14 protein-coding genes and 1 pseudogene are annotated in these 15,003 nt (G+C 68.4%); 9 read left to right on the forward strand and 6 right to left on the reverse strand.

Annotated features, from left to right (window positions below):
• Nucleotides 1-169: 169 nt before the first annotated feature.
• Both NZH93_RS43500 and NZH93_RS43505 read left to right on the forward strand, forming a co-directional pair.
• The gene (locus NZH93_RS43500) at nt 170-1,288 is read left to right on the forward strand and encodes a sensor histidine kinase (RefSeq protein WP_259629199.1); all 1,119 of its coding nucleotides are present in this window, start codon (nt 170-172) and stop codon (nt 1,286-1,288) included.
• Nucleotides 1,285-1,947 carry a response regulator gene (locus NZH93_RS43505; RefSeq protein ID WP_259629200.1) on the forward strand — a complete coding sequence of 221 codons (663 nt, stop codon included), beginning with the start codon at nt 1,285-1,287 and terminating at the stop codon, nt 1,945-1,947. Before NZH93_RS43500 ends, NZH93_RS43505 begins: the two co-directional genes overlap by 4 nt.
• Here the strand turns inward: NZH93_RS43505 and NZH93_RS43510 are convergent.
• Together NZH93_RS43510 and NZH93_RS43515 are read right to left on the reverse strand one after the other, a co-directional pair.
• A pseudogene (locus NZH93_RS43510) lies at nt 1,911-2,240 on the reverse strand (hypothetical protein); the annotation flags it as partial. The gene NZH93_RS43505 and the pseudogene NZH93_RS43510 overlap by 37 nt on opposite strands.
• 15 nt (nt 2,241-2,255) lie before the next feature.
• A complete protein-coding gene (locus NZH93_RS43515) occupies nt 2,256-2,978 on the reverse strand; it encodes a TetR/AcrR family transcriptional regulator (RefSeq protein WP_259629201.1) in 723 nt (240 codons plus the stop codon).
• Nucleotides 2,979-3,088: 110 nt separating this feature from the next.
• On the opposite strand from NZH93_RS43515, the gene NZH93_RS43520 reads away from it, so the two are divergent.
• The 3 genes from NZH93_RS43520 to NZH93_RS43530 all read left to right on the forward strand — a co-directional run bounded on the left by NZH93_RS43520 (nt 3,089) and on the right by NZH93_RS43530 (nt 4,974).
• A complete protein-coding gene (locus NZH93_RS43520; protein ID WP_259629202.1) occupies nt 3,089-3,328 on the forward strand; it encodes a hypothetical protein in 240 nt (79 codons plus the stop codon).
• A gap of 327 nt (nt 3,329-3,655) precedes the next feature.
• On the forward strand, nt 3,656-3,808 hold the full coding sequence (locus tag NZH93_RS43525) for a hypothetical protein (RefSeq protein WP_259629203.1): 153 nt from the start codon (nt 3,656-3,658) through the stop codon (nt 3,806-3,808).
• A complete protein-coding gene (locus NZH93_RS43530; RefSeq protein ID WP_259629204.1) occupies nt 3,805-4,974 on the forward strand; it encodes an MFS transporter in 1,170 nt (389 codons plus the stop codon). Before NZH93_RS43525 ends, NZH93_RS43530 begins: the two co-directional genes overlap by 4 nt.
• A 199-nt stretch (nt 4,975-5,173) precedes the next feature.
• Here NZH93_RS43530 and NZH93_RS43535 read toward each other — a convergent pair whose 3' ends face one another.
• Nucleotides 5,174-5,872 carry a hypothetical protein gene (locus NZH93_RS43535; protein WP_259629205.1) on the reverse strand — a complete coding sequence of 233 codons (699 nt, stop codon included), beginning with the start codon at nt 5,870-5,872 and terminating at the stop codon, nt 5,174-5,176.
• A 354-nt stretch (nt 5,873-6,226) separates the two neighbouring features.
• Here NZH93_RS43535 and NZH93_RS43540 point away from each other — a divergent pair, with 354 nt between their 5' ends.
• Entirely contained in the window at nt 6,227-7,948 is a 1,722-nt protein-coding gene (locus tag NZH93_RS43540; protein WP_505011385.1) for a tetratricopeptide repeat protein, read from the forward strand.
• Nucleotides 7,949-8,230: 282 nt separating this feature from the next.
• Nucleotides 8,231-8,986 (forward strand): class I SAM-dependent methyltransferase, encoded by a 756-nt coding sequence (locus NZH93_RS43545; RefSeq protein WP_259629207.1) that lies wholly within the window; start codon nt 8,231-8,233, stop codon nt 8,984-8,986.
• A gap of 215 nt (nt 8,987-9,201) precedes the next feature.
• On the opposite strand, the gene NZH93_RS43550 is transcribed toward NZH93_RS43545, so the two are convergent.
• Nucleotides 9,202-9,699: an RICIN domain-containing protein gene (locus NZH93_RS43550; protein ID WP_259629208.1), complete on the reverse strand. Its 498-nt coding sequence runs from the start codon at nt 9,697-9,699 to the stop codon at nt 9,202-9,204.
• A 51-nt stretch (nt 9,700-9,750) separates the two neighbouring features.
• Entirely contained in the window at nt 9,751-10,503 is a 753-nt protein-coding gene (locus NZH93_RS43555) for an AfsR/SARP family transcriptional regulator (RefSeq protein ID WP_259629209.1), read from the reverse strand.
• A 157-nt stretch (nt 10,504-10,660) separates the two neighbouring features.
• On the opposite strand from NZH93_RS43555, the gene NZH93_RS43560 reads away from it, so the two are divergent.
• Both NZH93_RS43560 and NZH93_RS43565 read left to right on the forward strand, forming a co-directional pair.
• Nucleotides 10,661-13,684, forward strand: a complete 3,024-nt coding sequence (locus NZH93_RS43560) for a BTAD domain-containing putative transcriptional regulator (protein WP_259629210.1) — start codon at nt 10,661-10,663, stop codon at nt 13,682-13,684.
• Nucleotides 13,685-13,859: 175 nt separating this feature from the next.
• Nucleotides 13,860-14,456: a hypothetical protein gene (locus NZH93_RS43565; protein WP_259629211.1), complete on the forward strand. Its 597-nt coding sequence runs from the start codon at nt 13,860-13,862 to the stop codon at nt 14,454-14,456.
• A gap of 141 nt (nt 14,457-14,597) precedes the next feature.
• Here the strand turns inward: NZH93_RS43565 and NZH93_RS43570 are convergent.
• The coding region (locus NZH93_RS43570; RefSeq protein ID WP_259629212.1) for a zinc-binding dehydrogenase at nt 14,598-15,003 on the reverse strand (406 nt) is incomplete at its 5' end.

The following is a 15,003-nucleotide window of genomic DNA, read 5'->3' on the forward strand; positions in this document are numbered from 1 at the left end:
CCGATGCGCCGTCGGTCGTCGTGCCGGCGTGGGCACTTCGCGCTGCCGCCGCTGCCGCAGCCGACTACAGCGAACGTCGTAGGGACTACAGAAGTACCGCGTGCGCGGTAGTCGAACGGTCATCCGCGCGTGGGAGTCGTCCTCGCTGACTTCTCATTACTGTGCAGGCATGAGCAGGGTGCGGATCCGTGTCGGGGACTGGGTGATCGCCGTCGGTGTCGCGGCGGCCCTGCTGTTCGCTGGGCTGTCCGGACCACACGTCTCCACGGTCCTCGACCCGCTGGGCTACGCGTTGTTGGCCGCGGGAGGCCTGGCGTTGGTCGCACGTCGGAGGGTGCCGGTCGTCGTGCTGGGGGTGACCGGGCTGTGCGCGTTGGGATATCAGGCGATCGGGTTCGACGTTCCCTTTGTCGCGTACCTGTTCGCGGTGTACGCCGTGGTGCGCGCGGGTCATCGTGTTGTCGCGGTGGTGGGGTCGGTGGTCCTGTTGGTCGCCGTGCCGCTCGCGATCCTGGTCTCCCCGCACGACTGGCCGGTGGGGGAGGCGGTCACGCAGGCGCGGGACGTCCTCCAGATCGCGTGGTTGATCGCGGCCGGTGCGGCGGGTGAGGCGTTGCGGCAGGCCGAGCGGCGTGCTGAGGAGGCCGAGCGCACCCGTGAGGAAACCGCCCGGCGGCGCGCCGATGAGGAGCGGCTGCACATCGCGCGGGAGTTGCACGATTCGCTGACCCACCAGATCTCCGTGATCAAGGTGCAGTCCGAGGTGGCCGTGCACCTGGCCCTCAAGCGAGGGGAGGAGGTGCCGGAGTCGCTGTTGGCGATCCGGGAGGCCGGTCGGGAGGCGGCGCGGGAGCTGCGCGCGACCCTGGAGGCGTTGCGCGATGACGACAAGACCCCGCCGCACGGGCTCGACCACATCCCGGACCTGGTGCAGCGAGCCCGGACCTCCGGCCTGGACGCGACGTTGACGATCGAGGGGGAACGCGACGACATGCCTGCCGCGGTGGACCGGACCGCGTACCGGATCGTGCAGGAGTCGCTGACCAACATCACCCGCCACGCCGGAGCCGCCACCGCGTCGGTCCGGATCGACTACCGGCCCGACGTCCTCGCAATTCGGGTCGACGACGACGGCACGGCCACGCCGGACACCGTGACGGTGCCCGGCGTCGGGTTGTCGGGGATGCGCGAACGGGTCACCGCCCTCGGTGGACACCTGCGCGCGGAACCCCGCGGCGGGGGTGGGTTCACGGTTCATGCGGAACTCCCCGTGGACCGGTCGTCGTGATTCGCGTCCTGCTGGTCGACGACCAGCCGTTGCTGCGCAGCGGTTTCCGGGCGTTGCTCGATGTGGAGGACGACATCGAGGTGGTCGCCGAAGCCGGTGACGGGGAGCAGGGTTTGGCCTTGGCCAAGGAACATCTGCCCGACATCGCGTTCCTCGACATCCGGATGCCCGTCATGGACGGGATCGAGGCGACCCGGCGCATCGCCGCGGACCCGGCCCTGGCCGGGGTGCGCGTGGTCATCCTGACCAACTACGGCTTGGACGAGTACGTGCTTGAAGCGCTGCGCGCTGGTGCGGCCGGGTTCCTCGTCAAGGACATCGTGCCGGAGGACTTCCTGCACGCGGTTCGCGTCGCCGCGCGCGGCGACGCGCTGCTGGCACCGTCGATCACCCGCAAGCTGATCAGCCGGTACGTGGCGCAACCGCCGGACACCGCCGTTGGCACGGAGTTGGCGGAATTGACCAACCGTGAACGTGAGGCTGTGGTGCTGGTCGCGCAGGGCTTGTCCAACGACCAGATCGCCGCCTGCATGGTGATCAGCCCGTTGACCGCCAAGACCCACGTCAACCGGGCCATGACGAAGCTCCACGCGCGTGACCGCGCTCAACTCGTGGTGTTCGCCTACGAATCCGGCCTCGTGAACGCACGCAAGTCCTGACCTCGCCGTACCAGCCAGAGCAGAGCACCCGCGGCTAGGACGAGGCAGTCGAGCAGGCCTGTCGCAGGCACGATCCTTGGTGGGCGGCCCTCGTCGGCGCGCAGTGTCCACGCGGAGGCGTTGGCTATCGCGTAGTAGACCAACACCGCGAAGGAGGAGAACCCGATGGCTCCGCGCAGATCCACCACGGCAGCGAGCACCGCGACGGTGCCACCGACGGTGGCCTCGGCGTGGTGGGGCACGTGGTGGCGGGGGTGGACCGCGGTGAACGCCACGGTCGCTGGGTTGTCGCGAAGCGGATGCCGCGCTCATGGTTGAGTTTGCAGGATTCGGTCCAAGTGGTAGTCCAGAGTGCGCCGCACGTCTGCTCGAGTGCGGCGCTGGTGCAGCAGGTCAAGGCCGAGCCCGGTGACCCCGGCGACGAGCAGGTCGGCCTCACGGGCCGCGTCGATCGAGCGTCGGGTCCCGGCCGCCGAGATCAGGGCCGTGACCATGTCTTCCAAAGGACTCTCGTCGTGCAGGAAGACCGATGCCAGCGCGGGATCGGTCAGGCTCCGCGTGTAGTAGGCGGTCATCACCCGCAGGCTGGTGCGGCGCTGATCGTCGAGCGGGAGCAGTTCCTCGAGCGTGGCACGCAGCAGCACCCTGGGATTTGACGCGTCGCGCAGTGCGGCGATCCGGTCTCGAGCCCGACGCTCGTTGTCGCGGTGCAGCAACCGCAGCGCGATGACCAGCAGGTCGTGCTTGCCCTTGAAGTGGTACTGCACCACCCGCGCCGACACGCCCGCCTCGACGGCGATCTCCCGGACGGTGGCCATGTCCAGGCCGCGCTCGGCGGCGATGCGCCAGACCGCCTCGACGATCAGGCGCTGACGCGCGGTCGGCTCGTCGACGACTACCGAGACCGGCGGGTTCTTGCGCGATCGGTACGCCCGAGCCTGGCAGGCGCGGGAGCAGTAGACCGGGCGACGGCCGCGCGAAGCAGGCCGCACCGGGCCACGGCAGACGCGGCAGCTCGTTTCGTCACGCACGTCCTCACGATACTTGACGTCAATACCGTGACGTATTGACTCATTGTGCCTTGATATAGCCAATAACAAGTGATGGAGTTGATACGTTCGTATCCCAATGGAGGTGGCTCGTGGACGACGGCTGGCACCGGCTGGCAATGCTTCTCACGCTGATGGTGGGAGTCTGGGAAGGGCCGATCGCCATCATCTTTCGGGCCTTCACCGACAAGGGCCCGAACGCGCTCGTGGCGGCCAACTACCTCCCCGCACCGTGGTGCTACGCCACCGCCGTAGCTGCGGGAGCCGTCGCCTTCGCGGTGATCGCCGTCCTGGAGACCTCACGCAAGCACGCCATGAAGGAAACCACGTAGGTGAGCAGTCCGGAGCTGTTCGGCTGACGGCGTGAGTCCGGTCGACACGAACGTTGCGGGAGGGCGTCGTCACGCCGGAGGGCTAAGAACATCTGCTGGCCGTGGCCCGAGAGGTGATGTCAGTTGGACGGGCATCGGCAGGGCAGGAGGGGCCGCCCGCGGACATCCGCGAAGCGGTGCACCATCTCGGACAAACATGGCCCATCGCAGCACGCGCCGCACCGGCCAATCGACCGCCGCTCACAGTCGAGCTGAAGGTGTCCGACCGCCGACCTGATGCAGCGGCCAGCGCGGAGCCCGCGATGGCGGCGATCTGATCCGGTCGACGTGCTGCGCACCGAGGTCGATCTGCTTGTGCGGCTGCTCGACACGTTCACCGACGGCCCGATGGCCGAGGCGTGGCATGATCACCGGGAGACCATCACCGGATACGAAGCGTTGATGCGATCAGATCACCGCGACAGGGATTCGACGTCGTGACTATTGCCGACAACCGCGCTCCGACCTGGTGGAGCCTGACGCCCTTGGTGTTCGGCGCGTTCGTCGTCGCCGCTGAAGGCACCATCCTCACCGGCGTCCTGCCTCAGCTCAGCCGCGACCTGCACGCCGATCCTGCCGCCGTGGGCGCGGGTCTGGCGCTCTACCCGCTGGTCTACGTGTTCGGCGCGCCGACCCTCGCCGTTCTGGCCGGAGGACGGTCCCAACGGCTGATCTGCGCGCTCGGCCTCGTCACGTTCGCGCTGGGCAACCTGATCGCCGCCAGCGCTGGCACGCTTGCGATCCTCATGGTCGGCAGATTGGTCGCCGCCCTGGGGGCTTGCGCCTACATCCCCAACGCCGGCGCTCGCGCGCTCAGCCTGGGCGCGGATCGCCGTGGCCGGGTTCTGTCGATCGTGGCGTCGGGGTTCACCGCCGCCACCCTGGTCGGCGCGCCGGTGGGCATCTACCTCGCCTCGCTGTCGAGTTGGCGCTACGTCCTGGTCCTGATAGCGGCCGGAGCACTCGCCGTCGTGATCGCCCAGTGGTTCAGCCGACTCCGCGACAACCCGGTCAGCACCATGAGCATGCGCGAGTGGCTCGCGTTCGTCACCCAACGGCGAATGCTGGCGATCCTGCTGCTCACGTTCACGGTCGTGCTGGGCGAGTTCGTCGTCTACGCCTACATCTCCCTGGTCGCCCAGCACAACGTCCACGCCACACCCGCTCAGACCGCCACCGTCGTCCTGGTCTTCGGCATCGGCTCCACCACCGGCACCCTGCTCGGCGGATTCCTGGTCGACCGCTACGGCTGGCACCGCGTGCTGTGGACAGCCCTGACCGTCATCGCGACCGTCCTGCTGCTGCTTCCGTTCGCCACCCATCCCATCGCCTTCGGCGCGGCCCTGGTCGTGTGGGGCCTGTTCGGCTGGATGCTCACCCCGGCCCAGACCAACCGCCTCCTGCACGCCTACCCCGACAACGGAGCCGTCCTGATCACCCTCAACGCCTCGGCCGTCCAACTCGGCGTCGCCACCGGCGGCCTCGCCGGAGCCGCCGTGACGAGCACTCTCGGCCCAGCCGCGCTCGCCACCACCGGAGCGGTGATCGTCTGGATCGCCCTTGCCGCTGCGGCACTGACCCGCTCAACCAGACAACCGAACTCCTGACTCAACTCGGTCGGAACGTCGGCGACCTCATTTCCCATCAGGCGACCAAAAGGAGATGAAACCCTGTAGAGGCAACACTTTTGACGAGATCGACGCGAACTCCACGGCGGATACCGTGCCGGAGAACGGAATCGTGGTAGCCACCTTCCAGGACAGCGCGTCGCATCCGGTGCTGGAGGCTCGTTGTGCGGAGGCGTTCTCAGGGGGGGATCTGGATTCCGACTCGGTGGCGCAGGTAGTCGTCGGATGAGGTGCGGGCGATCCGGATGGCCTGGGTCACCAGGTGGTGCATGTCATCGGGGTACCGCTCGGGATTCAGCGACAGGCCCGGCAGGATGCATCGACGCATGTCGAGGTCATCGACGGTGACGAAACGACGTAGCGCGGTGTGGCGGTACTGCTGCCGCAGATCCTTGAGGTCCTCGCGCTCGGTGTCATCGTCCGGTTCCGGTGTGCGGAAGCGGCGCCACTCGTAACTCAGACGTGCCTGTGTCCAGTACCAGGCACGGGCCGCGCCCGCGATGTCGGCTGGAACGTCGGCGTCCAGCAGGGCGATGAGGGCGCGTTGGACGCGGCGACGGCCGAACGCGATGATCGCGGGTTCGACGAGTTGCCGGGTGAGGCTGGGGTCCGGCTCGTGCACCATCGCGCGGACGAACGGCTCGAACCACGTCTCGGGCACGGGACCGGTATCCGCGTGGTCGGCAAGCGCTTTGCCCAGCCCTCTGCGGGTGTGATGGCGCCACGCCGAGCGGATGCTCTTGTCGTCTGTCGTCGGACTTGTGGTGCCGACCAGGTCGAGCAGGTCTCGGAGCAGAGCCTCGTAGGCGGCTGAACGATCGACCGTGGGCTGGGGCAACGGTTGGAAGAGCTGGGAGGCGTCGTCCTTCGATGTCACAAGCAGCAGGTTATTCGGTCAGGTGGCACGGGCTGATCGAGGAGGACGTGCTGGCACAAGGGCGGTTCGCGGCATGTGCGGACGTTAGATCTGGTGGCGCTCCACCGGTCGGTGCATGCTGGTTGCATGCCTGAGCGGTTCGATGTGCATAACGTCGTCAGCGGCGAAGTGACGGGGACTGTTGTACAGGCCGGAGAGGTCGTCATAGGACGTGTGCGGCCGCGGCCGCCGCCCCGGCAGTTGCCCGCCTCGCCGTCATGCTTTGTGGGCAGGACTGGAGACTTGGCTGGTCTGGCTAGCAGTCCTGGGGTTCACGCGATAGTTGGAATCGGCGGTATAGGCAAGACGTGGCTGGTGGTGCACTGGGCACATGCCAACCGACACCGATTTCCGGATGGTCAACTGTTTGTCGACTTGCGTGGGTTTTCCCCGGATCAGCCGATGGTTCCCGCTGTCGCAGTACGAGGGTTCCTCGACGCTCTCGGCGCCGTTGACCTACCACCTGACCCACATGCCCAGGTTGGGCTCTATCGAAGCCTGACCGCAGACAAGCGGCTGCTGGTCGTACTCGACAATGCTGCCGACGCGGCCCAAGTGGAGTCGCTGTTGCCCGGTGGGTCTTCCTGCACGGTACTGGTGACCAGCCGTCGTCAGCTCACCTCGCTGATCACTCGGCACGGCACTGTGCACGTACGGCTCGGCCTGCTCCGTGACGTCGAGTCCCACCATCTATTCGTTGCGCGACTTGGGTCCGTCCGGGTCAACTCTGATCCTTTGGCTGTGCGGCGGATTGTGGAGCACTGTGCTGGACTGCCGCTCGCTCTGGCGATCGTGGCCAGTCGCGGCCAGATGTATCCCGAGATGCCGCTTGCACGGATCGCTGACGAGTTGGGGCAGCTCGATGATGAGGACCCGAGCAACAGTGTGCCTGCGGTGCTGTGGTGGTCGTTGCGCGCGTTGACCGAGACGCAGTCGCGTGCCCTCGGTTTGCTCGCCGCCGCACCGGGACCGGACATTGGACTCGCCGCCGTGGTCAGCCTCACGGGATCGGTGTCCGAACTGCCAGCTTTGGAGCGCCTGTGCCTGCTGGACAGGGTGCCTAGTGGGCGTTATCGCATGCATGACTTAATTCGCGCCCATGTCCGTGTCGAGGATGTCGACGCCTTGCGGCGGGTAACCGACCACTACCTGTACACCGCCCATGAGGCAGATCGCCGCCTCCAGCCCCACGGTGCACCTGCGGTCCTGCCGCCGATGTCACGGGGATGCCAACCGGAAACGCCTGTAGACGTCGATGCGGCGCTGGCCTGGTTCGATGCGGAGCACCAGTGCCTGCTCGCTGCTGTCGACATCGCCGCGAAGCATGGGTGGCACGACGTTGTCTGGCACCTGGCGCGAACCCTGACCACCTACCACCACCGACGGGATCAGCCTGACGCCGACATCCGCACCTGGGGCCTCACGCTGCGCGCACAGCCGCCAAGTTCGGCCCTGGTCACCTCCCAACGACGACTTGGCGAAGCTCTCGCTCGCGCTCACCGGGACTCCGAGGCTTTGACACACTTGCGGGAAGCACGCGTTCTCGCCGAGCACTTGGGGGACCTGCACCAGCTCTCTCACACCCATCGCGCCCTGGCGTGGGCACTCGGCCGCAAAGGCGACGACTCCGACGCCCTGCACCACGCCGAGGAAAACTTGCGTCTGTCACGAGAACTCCACGACACCATAAGCGAAGCCCACGCCCTGAACGCAGTCGCGTGGTTCACTGCCCGACTCGGCGACCTCGACCGGGCTCGCACGTTCGGTGAGGCTGCACTGGCCGCGTACCCCAATCCAGAAGGCGAGGCGTCCTGTCGGGAAACGCTCGGCTACATCGAATACCGTGCCCGCCGACCAACCAAGTCGATCGAGCACTACCAGCGAGCTCTCACCTTGCGCCGCACTCATGGCTACCTCAGGCATGTAGCCAATACCTTGCAGAGGATGGTTGCCCCACTGCGCGCTTTGGGGCGGGACGAGGAAGCTGACGCCAGATCACTGGAAGCAAGGGAACTGTTTACCCGACTTCAGGAATGACCCGCTACACGTCCATGGGTAGGTTTCTACGACGTCTCTGGGCGACGTAGAGGTGCAGCAACAGTCCCGCTTCCGCTCATGGGCGCGGGTGGGCGTCACCAGCGAACGCCCCTCGACAGCACCGTCGTTACGTACGCTCATCAGCACGACAGTGCATCCGTGACAGGCCCTGACAGCGGCATGCGAGGACGCGTTGCCCTTGCGAAAACCATTGGTGACCGACTTGCTCCGCTGATGTACTGATGGCCACCGTGAGCTTGCCGCGTGACGGAGGTAGTAGATGTGAGCAGCTACAACGCGCTCGCCGAGGTGTACGAGTGGCTCATCTCGGATGCAAAGCTGGCTCCGGCCGAGTTCGCTGCATCGTTCGATGACGTCCTCAGTCTTCTGCCGTCGAACGCTCACGTCCTCGATTGTTCTTGCGGGACCGGACAGTTGGCGGTCGGTCTCGCTGGTCTTGGCATGCACGTTGTCGCGACTGACGCCAGCGAAGCGATGGTTCGTCGGACTGCTGAGTTGTCTGAGGAGTTCAGGGCATCTGTCCGGACAGTGCGGGCGGACTGGCAGGAGTTGCCCGACCATTTCGATGACGACACCTTCGACATGGTGTTCTGCGTTGGCAACTCGCTGCACCATGCCGAGGGCGCGCGAGGCAGGGTTGCTGCTCTGGAGTCGATGTCACGGCTTCTGCGCCGTGGCGGGCGCTTGGTACTCACCTCCCGCACGTGGGAACTCGTGAGGGCCAGAGGTTCCCGGCTGGACATCGGTGACCGACTCGTCCGCCGGAACGGTCGCGATGCCGTCGTGGTCTACCGCTGGGACATTGCGCCGAACTGGGAGGACGAGCACCACATCGAGATTGCGATCGCGCAAGTGGATACGGCTGGGTCGGTTCTTGCCCGCTCGGAACTGCTGTCGAGCTGGCCCTACCGATACGAAGAGCTCGAAGTCGAGTTGCACCGGGTCGGACTCCAGACGGAAATGAGCACGTTCAACCCTGAGGCCGAGAACTACATGGTGGTGGCGAGCAAGGTATAGCCAACGGGCTGTCAGTCCGTGGCCGGACCGCGCGGTTGCGACCAGGAGGCTTGCGTCCTCTCGTCGGCAGAGTTGAACTTGGTGATCTCTGCTGGAAGTCGATGCTCGCAGGGGCACGCAACACCATGCCCGAGTCCAGTGCTTGGCCCTGCCACCTGGGTCGGTCGACCGGGAACGAGGCCCGTCGTTCGGGGAACGACGGGCCTTTCGACCCACTACCAGCGCTGGTACGCGCTGTTGTTGCGCCCGAACGTCCGCAGCCCGAAGTCCCAGCTATGGTCGATCACGCGGCGGGTCTGCTGGTTCTCCAGCGTGACCGTGCCGTCGGCCCACTGCGTCACGTACCAGCTCTGGTAGGTGTTGGCGTAGCACGGAACCGTGCGGAACCCGTACTCGAAGCTGTCGTCCAGGCAGCGCCCGGTCACCACGTTCCTGATCTCGAACGTGTTGTCCGCCCACCGGTGGACGTTCCACAACTGGTGGTCGTTGTTGTAGTTGGGCAGCGCGCGCAGCCCGTACTCCCAGCTATCGTCGAGGTACTGGCCGGTGGCCTGGTTGCGGTACCGGTCGAAGAAGTCGAGCGCGGTGACGTCCTGCGTGCTGATCCCGTAACCGCTGCGCCCGCTCCCCTCGGCGCCCGCAGGAAGGGTGAACGCCGCCATCGACAGCAGCACGAGCACTGCGGCGAGCACCCTCGCGATCATGATCCTCATGTATGGAACCCCCTGTACGAACTTCGGATCCTCGTTGGATCACGACCAGCTTCACGGTGTGACGTACAGGTCGTGCACAGATCGCGCACACAGCGTGCCGTCGAGGATCGCGCGGTGGATCCGGCGCAGGGCGTGGCCGGGTTCGACGCCGAGTTCGGCCACGCAGAACGCGCGTGCCCTGCGGTAGGCGGTGAGGGCTTCGGCCTGTCTGCCCGCGGCGTGCAGGCCGCGCATAAGTTGGGCCCAGAAGGCTTCGCGCTGCGGGTGCTCGGCGACGAGCCGGTACAGGTCTCCCACGGTGTCGGCGTGCCCGCCCGCGAGCAGCCGCGTCTCGACGGAGCGTTCGACGGTGGCGAGCCGTCGTTCCTCGATCGCCGTGGCTTCCGCGAGCAGCGCGGGGCCGGTGAGGCGCAGACCGTCGAGGACGTTGCCACGCCACAGTGCCAGCGCGTGTCCGTAGTGGCCCGCCGCGGTGGCGTAGTCGTGATCGCGCTCGGCGCGCAGGCCGTGTCGTCGTGACTGCTCGAAGACCGCCAGGTCGAAGTCTTCGGGGCGCACGCGGAGTTCGTAACCGTCGGGGTGGCTCACGATGGCGCTTCCCAGCGCGCGGCGCAGTCCGGCCACGTAGGTGCGCAGGTTCGCGCGCAGCGAGGCGGGCGGCAGTTCCCACACGGCGCGGGCCAGGTAGTCCACGGTGGCGACGCGGCCCGCCCGGATCAGCAGCGCGGCCAGCACCGCGCGTTGGCGGGGACCGCCCAACGGCACCTGCGCCCCGTCGCGACGCACCTCGAGCGTTCCCAGCATCCGGTATTTCATCCGACCCCCCGGTCTCTTGTCTGATGGATCTATCGTGCTGGTGGGGGGTTCGAGGTCGATCAAGGCAGGGGCCGCCGGAACGAGCTGGTGGGCCGGTGGGGGCCGGGTCGACTGCGGGTTCGGTACGGGAGGGGGGAGTTGCCGTATGGGCCATGAGGGGTTGGGCGAGGTCGTAGCCGCGCGCAGGCGGGCCGCGGTGATCACGCAGCGGGAGTTGGCCGAACGGGCGGGGCTGAGCGTGGGGGCGGTGCGGGACATCGAGCAGGGCCGCACGCGGTCGCCGAGGCCTGCCGCCATCCGCAGCCTGGGTGCGGTGCTCGGGCTGACGGCCGAGGAGTTGGCGCCGCACATCGGCAGCCCGCTGCGGTTGAGCGTGCTCGGGCCGCTGGAGGTGTCGGTGCGTGCCCAGCCGGTCGACCTCGGTTCGGTGAAGCAACGCGCGGTGCTCGCCGTGCTCGCGTTGTCCCCCAACACTGCGGTGCACCGGGACGCGATCGTGGAGGCGGTGTGGGGCGGTAGCACGCCCGACGGGTCAGCGGGCTTGATCTCGACGTACGTGAGCCAGCTACGGCGGGCACTGCGGGTGGAGCGGCCCGTTCGGCGGCGTGAGCTGCTGGTGTCCGAGGGCAGGCGGTACCGGCTGGTCGTCGGCGACGACGAGCACGACCTGCTGGAGTTCCGGTCGCTGGTGCGGCGGGCGGAGGACTCCGGCGACCCGGAGGTCGAGCTGGACCTGCTCGCGCGGGCGGCTCGGCTGTTCCGGGGCGAGCCGCTGGCCGACTTCGAGGACCTCCGGTCGCTGCCCGAGATCGCCGCGATCCGGTTCGAGCGGGTCGAGTCCGTGCTCGCGCTCGCCGACGTCGGGTTGGCGCTGGGCAGACCGGAGGTCGTGCTGCCGCGGCTGCGTCGAGTCGCGGACGCCGAGCCGCTGCACAGCGGGGTCCAGGCCAGGCTGATGCTCGTGCTGGCGGCCGACGGGCAGGCGGCCGCCGCGCTGCGGGTGTTCGAGACTGCCCGGCAGGGGCTGGCCGACGAGCTGGGGCTGGACCCGGACGGCGTGCTGCTGGCCGCGCGGCAGCGCGTGCTGCGCCAGGAGCTGTCCGCGGCGTCGGCACCGCCGGTGGCGGTGCCCGCGCAACTGCCGCCGGACACCCCCGACTTCACCGGCCGCCGGGTCGAGATCACGCGGCTGTGCGGACTGCTCACCGCTCCCCGCCGGACGACCGCCGTGTGCGCGATCACCGGCGCGGGCGGCATGGGCAAGACCACACTCGCCACGCACGTCGGCCACCGGGTGCGGCACCTGTTCCCGGACGGCCAGCTACACCTCGACCTGCGCGGTACCAGCCGCGACGCGGTTCCGTCGAGCGAAGCGCTGGCCGAGGCCCTGCGTGCGCTCGGCGTGCCGCCGTCGTCGCTGCCCAACACCGAACGGGAACGGGTGACGCTGTACCGCAGCGTGCTCGCCGACCGGAAGGTGCTGGTGGTGCTGGACGACGCGCGGGACCCGGCGCACGTCCGGCCGCTGCTGCCCGGCTCGGCGGGCAGCGCGGTCCTCATCACCAGCAGGCACAACATGGCGGTCCTGCCCGGTGTGCGGACGTGCGGTCTCGACCCGCTGTCGGAGGCGGAGTCCGTGGCGCTGCTGTGCCGCGTGGCGGGCTCGCGCGACACCGCCGGAGCCCGCTCGCAGGCCCGGAGGTGCGGCGGCATGCCGTTGGCGTTGCGGGTGGCGGGCGCCCGCGCCGGCATCGGCGACGGGTGGGCCGCCGCGGGCGGGCTGGCCGAGTTCGAGGTGGACGACCTGTCTGTCGCCACGAGTGTCGGGGTGAGCGTCGACCTGCTCGACGACCGAGCGGCAACGCTGTTCCGCACGCTGGGCCTGCTGGAGAGCCCGCGCTTCACGGCGCCGGTCGCCGCGCGCCTGCTCGACGTGACCGAGACCGACGCCGCGACGGCGCTGGCCGCGCTGACCCGCGTGCACCTGGTCGACCGGCGCCTGGGCATGCACGACCTGGTCCGGCTCTACGCCGCCGAACGCGCTGCCACCGAGCCGGAGCCGGTCCGGCGCGCGGCACTGCGCCGGGTGCTGCGGTGGTACCTGGTGTCGGCGCGGCGGGCGTCCTTGCTGGTGATGCCATCGATCCGGATGGAGGACGACGGTGCGGAGGACGAGTCCGGGGCACCACTGGCCACTGTGGACCAAGCGCTGGCGTGGCTGGAGTCGGAGCGGACGAACCTGATGTCGCTGCAACGGCAGGCGCTGTCCGACCTGGGCCTGGACGACCTCGGCGTGCTGCTGGTGCGGCCGTTGCAGGCGGCGTTCAACGAGTGGGGCGTGAGCGAACGGTGGGAGGAGAACCTGCGGCTGGCACGCGAGGTCACCCGGCGCACGGGCGATCTCGCCCGGCAGGGATACGTCGTGCGTGCCCTCGCGCGGTCGGTCGGGTGCTACGACCTGGCCGCGAGCACGGCTCTTTACGTCGAGGCGATCGGGTTGTACCGCGCGGCGGGCGACCACGCGAACGAGCTGCACGTCCGGATCAACCTCGGCGTCTCGCTGCACAACTCGGGTGACCTGGCGGGCGCGGTCTCCTGCTACGAGGACGCGCTGGCGGGCGTGCACGCGGACGACCGGCGGGTGGAGGGCTACGCGCTGGTCAACCTCGCCGCGGCCCACCGCGACCTCGGGAGAGCAGACCTGGCCGCCGACCACGACCGCCGGGCGCTGGCCGTCGCCCAGGACCTCGGCGACCGGCACCTCGAGTTCGACGTGACCGACGACCTCGCGTGCACCTACCGCGCGTTGGCCGACTACCCCGCCGCCGTGGCCGTCCACGAGGCCGCGCTCAAACTGGTGCGGGAGCTCAACGACCCGATCCGCGAGGCGATCGTGCACTCCAGCCTGGGCCGGACGCTGTTGGCGAGCGGCGACGCGGCCGGTGCGACAGGCGTGCTGCTCGCGGCCGTGGCGGCGCTGGAGGAGAGCGGCGAGGACTACGAGCACGGGCGCGCACTGCACCTGCTCGGCCGCGCCAACCTCGCGACCGGCGACGGCGGGGCCGCGCGGTCGTGCCTGCGGCGCGCGATGGCGTTGCTGACCCGGCTGAAGTCCCAGGAGGCCGACGACGTGCGCGCGCTCCTCGACGAGATCACCCCGACAGGCTGAGTCGAGCCACAGGTCGAATGGGCGACTTCGCCGATTCCGCGCATCGGCCGTCGCTGGCAGGGAGCGACTCCTCAGCAGAGCGCTCGCCCGGCGTCAACCGGAGAGATCCTCTTGACCACGTGTATGCGCCGCAGGAGGATCGGCTCGGATGACGTCATGCCGGCGAGGGGGGAAAATGCCGCTCGGAATTGCGAAGAAGCAGCAGGCGGTGGTGTCCCACCGGATGAATTTCCTCGGGCAATCGAGCGGGCCGTCCACCGTGTCGTGGAAGTACCAAGGCGTCAAACGGGAGCTGGTTCGTCCCGATGATGGACAACCTGCGACACGATTACCAGTCCGATGCGGAGAATGCGCCGAGGAACTGACCTTCACCGTGCACAGCGTCGCGGCCACACGCCGACGGCAGGGCTACTGGCGAGCAGCCACTTGGGCGTGCGTGGTGCTCTTCCTCGCCGGGGTCGCGGGCCTCATCGCGGGCCAGGTCGTCTGGGGTCCCGTGGCGATGGCCCTGGGCTTCGTCGCCGGTTGGATCATCGGATCGACCGCGGCGGAAGAGGTCGGCGTCACCGGTCACGGCAACGCCGTGCGACTGACCATACCCAAGCACCACATCGCCCTCACCGAACCGCCGCCCGAGGGCATGCCCGAGCTGGTGTGCGCGCGGTGCGGCCATCAGGAGGATTTCCCGCAGGGAAGCCATCTCCGCAAGAGCTACGTCCAACAGCGGTACCAGGACGCACAGGCTCGTTTCGCAAAACACCGCTGCCGCTGACCTGCGGGCAACGACCAGCCTGGCCCTGCCTCAGCCAACTCGAAAGCGGTCTGGCCCGCTGGGTGTACTGGATGAGCCGGACGAAACCGCCGTCATCGAAGGGGCTGGCGTGGAACCGCTACGCGTTTCGGCGTGTGCCGGCTAGCCAGGCAGCAGCACCACTTTGCCGAACGGGCGGCCGAACTCGACATGTCGGAGTGCGGAATCGGCTTGAGCGAGGGGGAAACGGCTATCGAGGACGGGGGAGAGCCGGTCTTCGCGCAGCAGCGTGGTGACCCTCTTCCAGGAACGCCGTAGGTCTTGCGGCTCGAGTGAATTGAGGCTGAAGACGATCAGCGTCGGCGATTTGTGGATGTTTCGCAGCAGCGGTGTGAAGGCGTCTGGACCGGGTGGCCCGGCGGCACCGCCGCAGAGCACGTAGCGCCCGTTGGGACGGAGGAGTTCCAAGTGCTGTTCGAGCGATGGGCCTGCGACGGTGTCGATCACGACGTCGTACGTTTCGTCCGTGAGGAGGGCGGCGCGGGTGCGGTCGAACACCCTTGTGGCG

Source organism: Umezawaea endophytica (assembly GCF_025061645.1).
Taxonomy (GTDB): Bacteria; Actinomycetota; Actinomycetes; order Mycobacteriales; family Pseudonocardiaceae; genus Umezawaea; species Umezawaea endophytica.

Bases quoted from the DNA above. Each gene is read 5' to 3' on its own strand.
- NZH93_RS43500 (WP_259629199.1), top strand. From the start codon at position 170: ATGAGCAGGGTGCGGATCCGTGTCGGGGACTGGGTGATCGCCGTCGGT.
- NZH93_RS43550 (WP_259629208.1), bottom strand. From the start codon at position 9,699: ATGAGGATCATGATCGCGAGGGTGCTCGCCGCAGTGCTCGTGCTGCTG.
- NZH93_RS43555 (WP_259629209.1), bottom strand. From the start codon at position 10,503: ATGCTGGGAACGCTCGAGGTGCGTCGCGACGGGGCGCAGGTGCCGTTG.
- NZH93_RS43560 (WP_259629210.1), top strand. From the start codon at position 10,661: ATGGGCCATGAGGGGTTGGGCGAGGTCGTAGCCGCGCGCAGGCGGGCC.
- NZH93_RS43565 (WP_259629211.1), top strand. From the start codon at position 13,860: ATGCCGCTCGGAATTGCGAAGAAGCAGCAGGCGGTGGTGTCCCACCGG.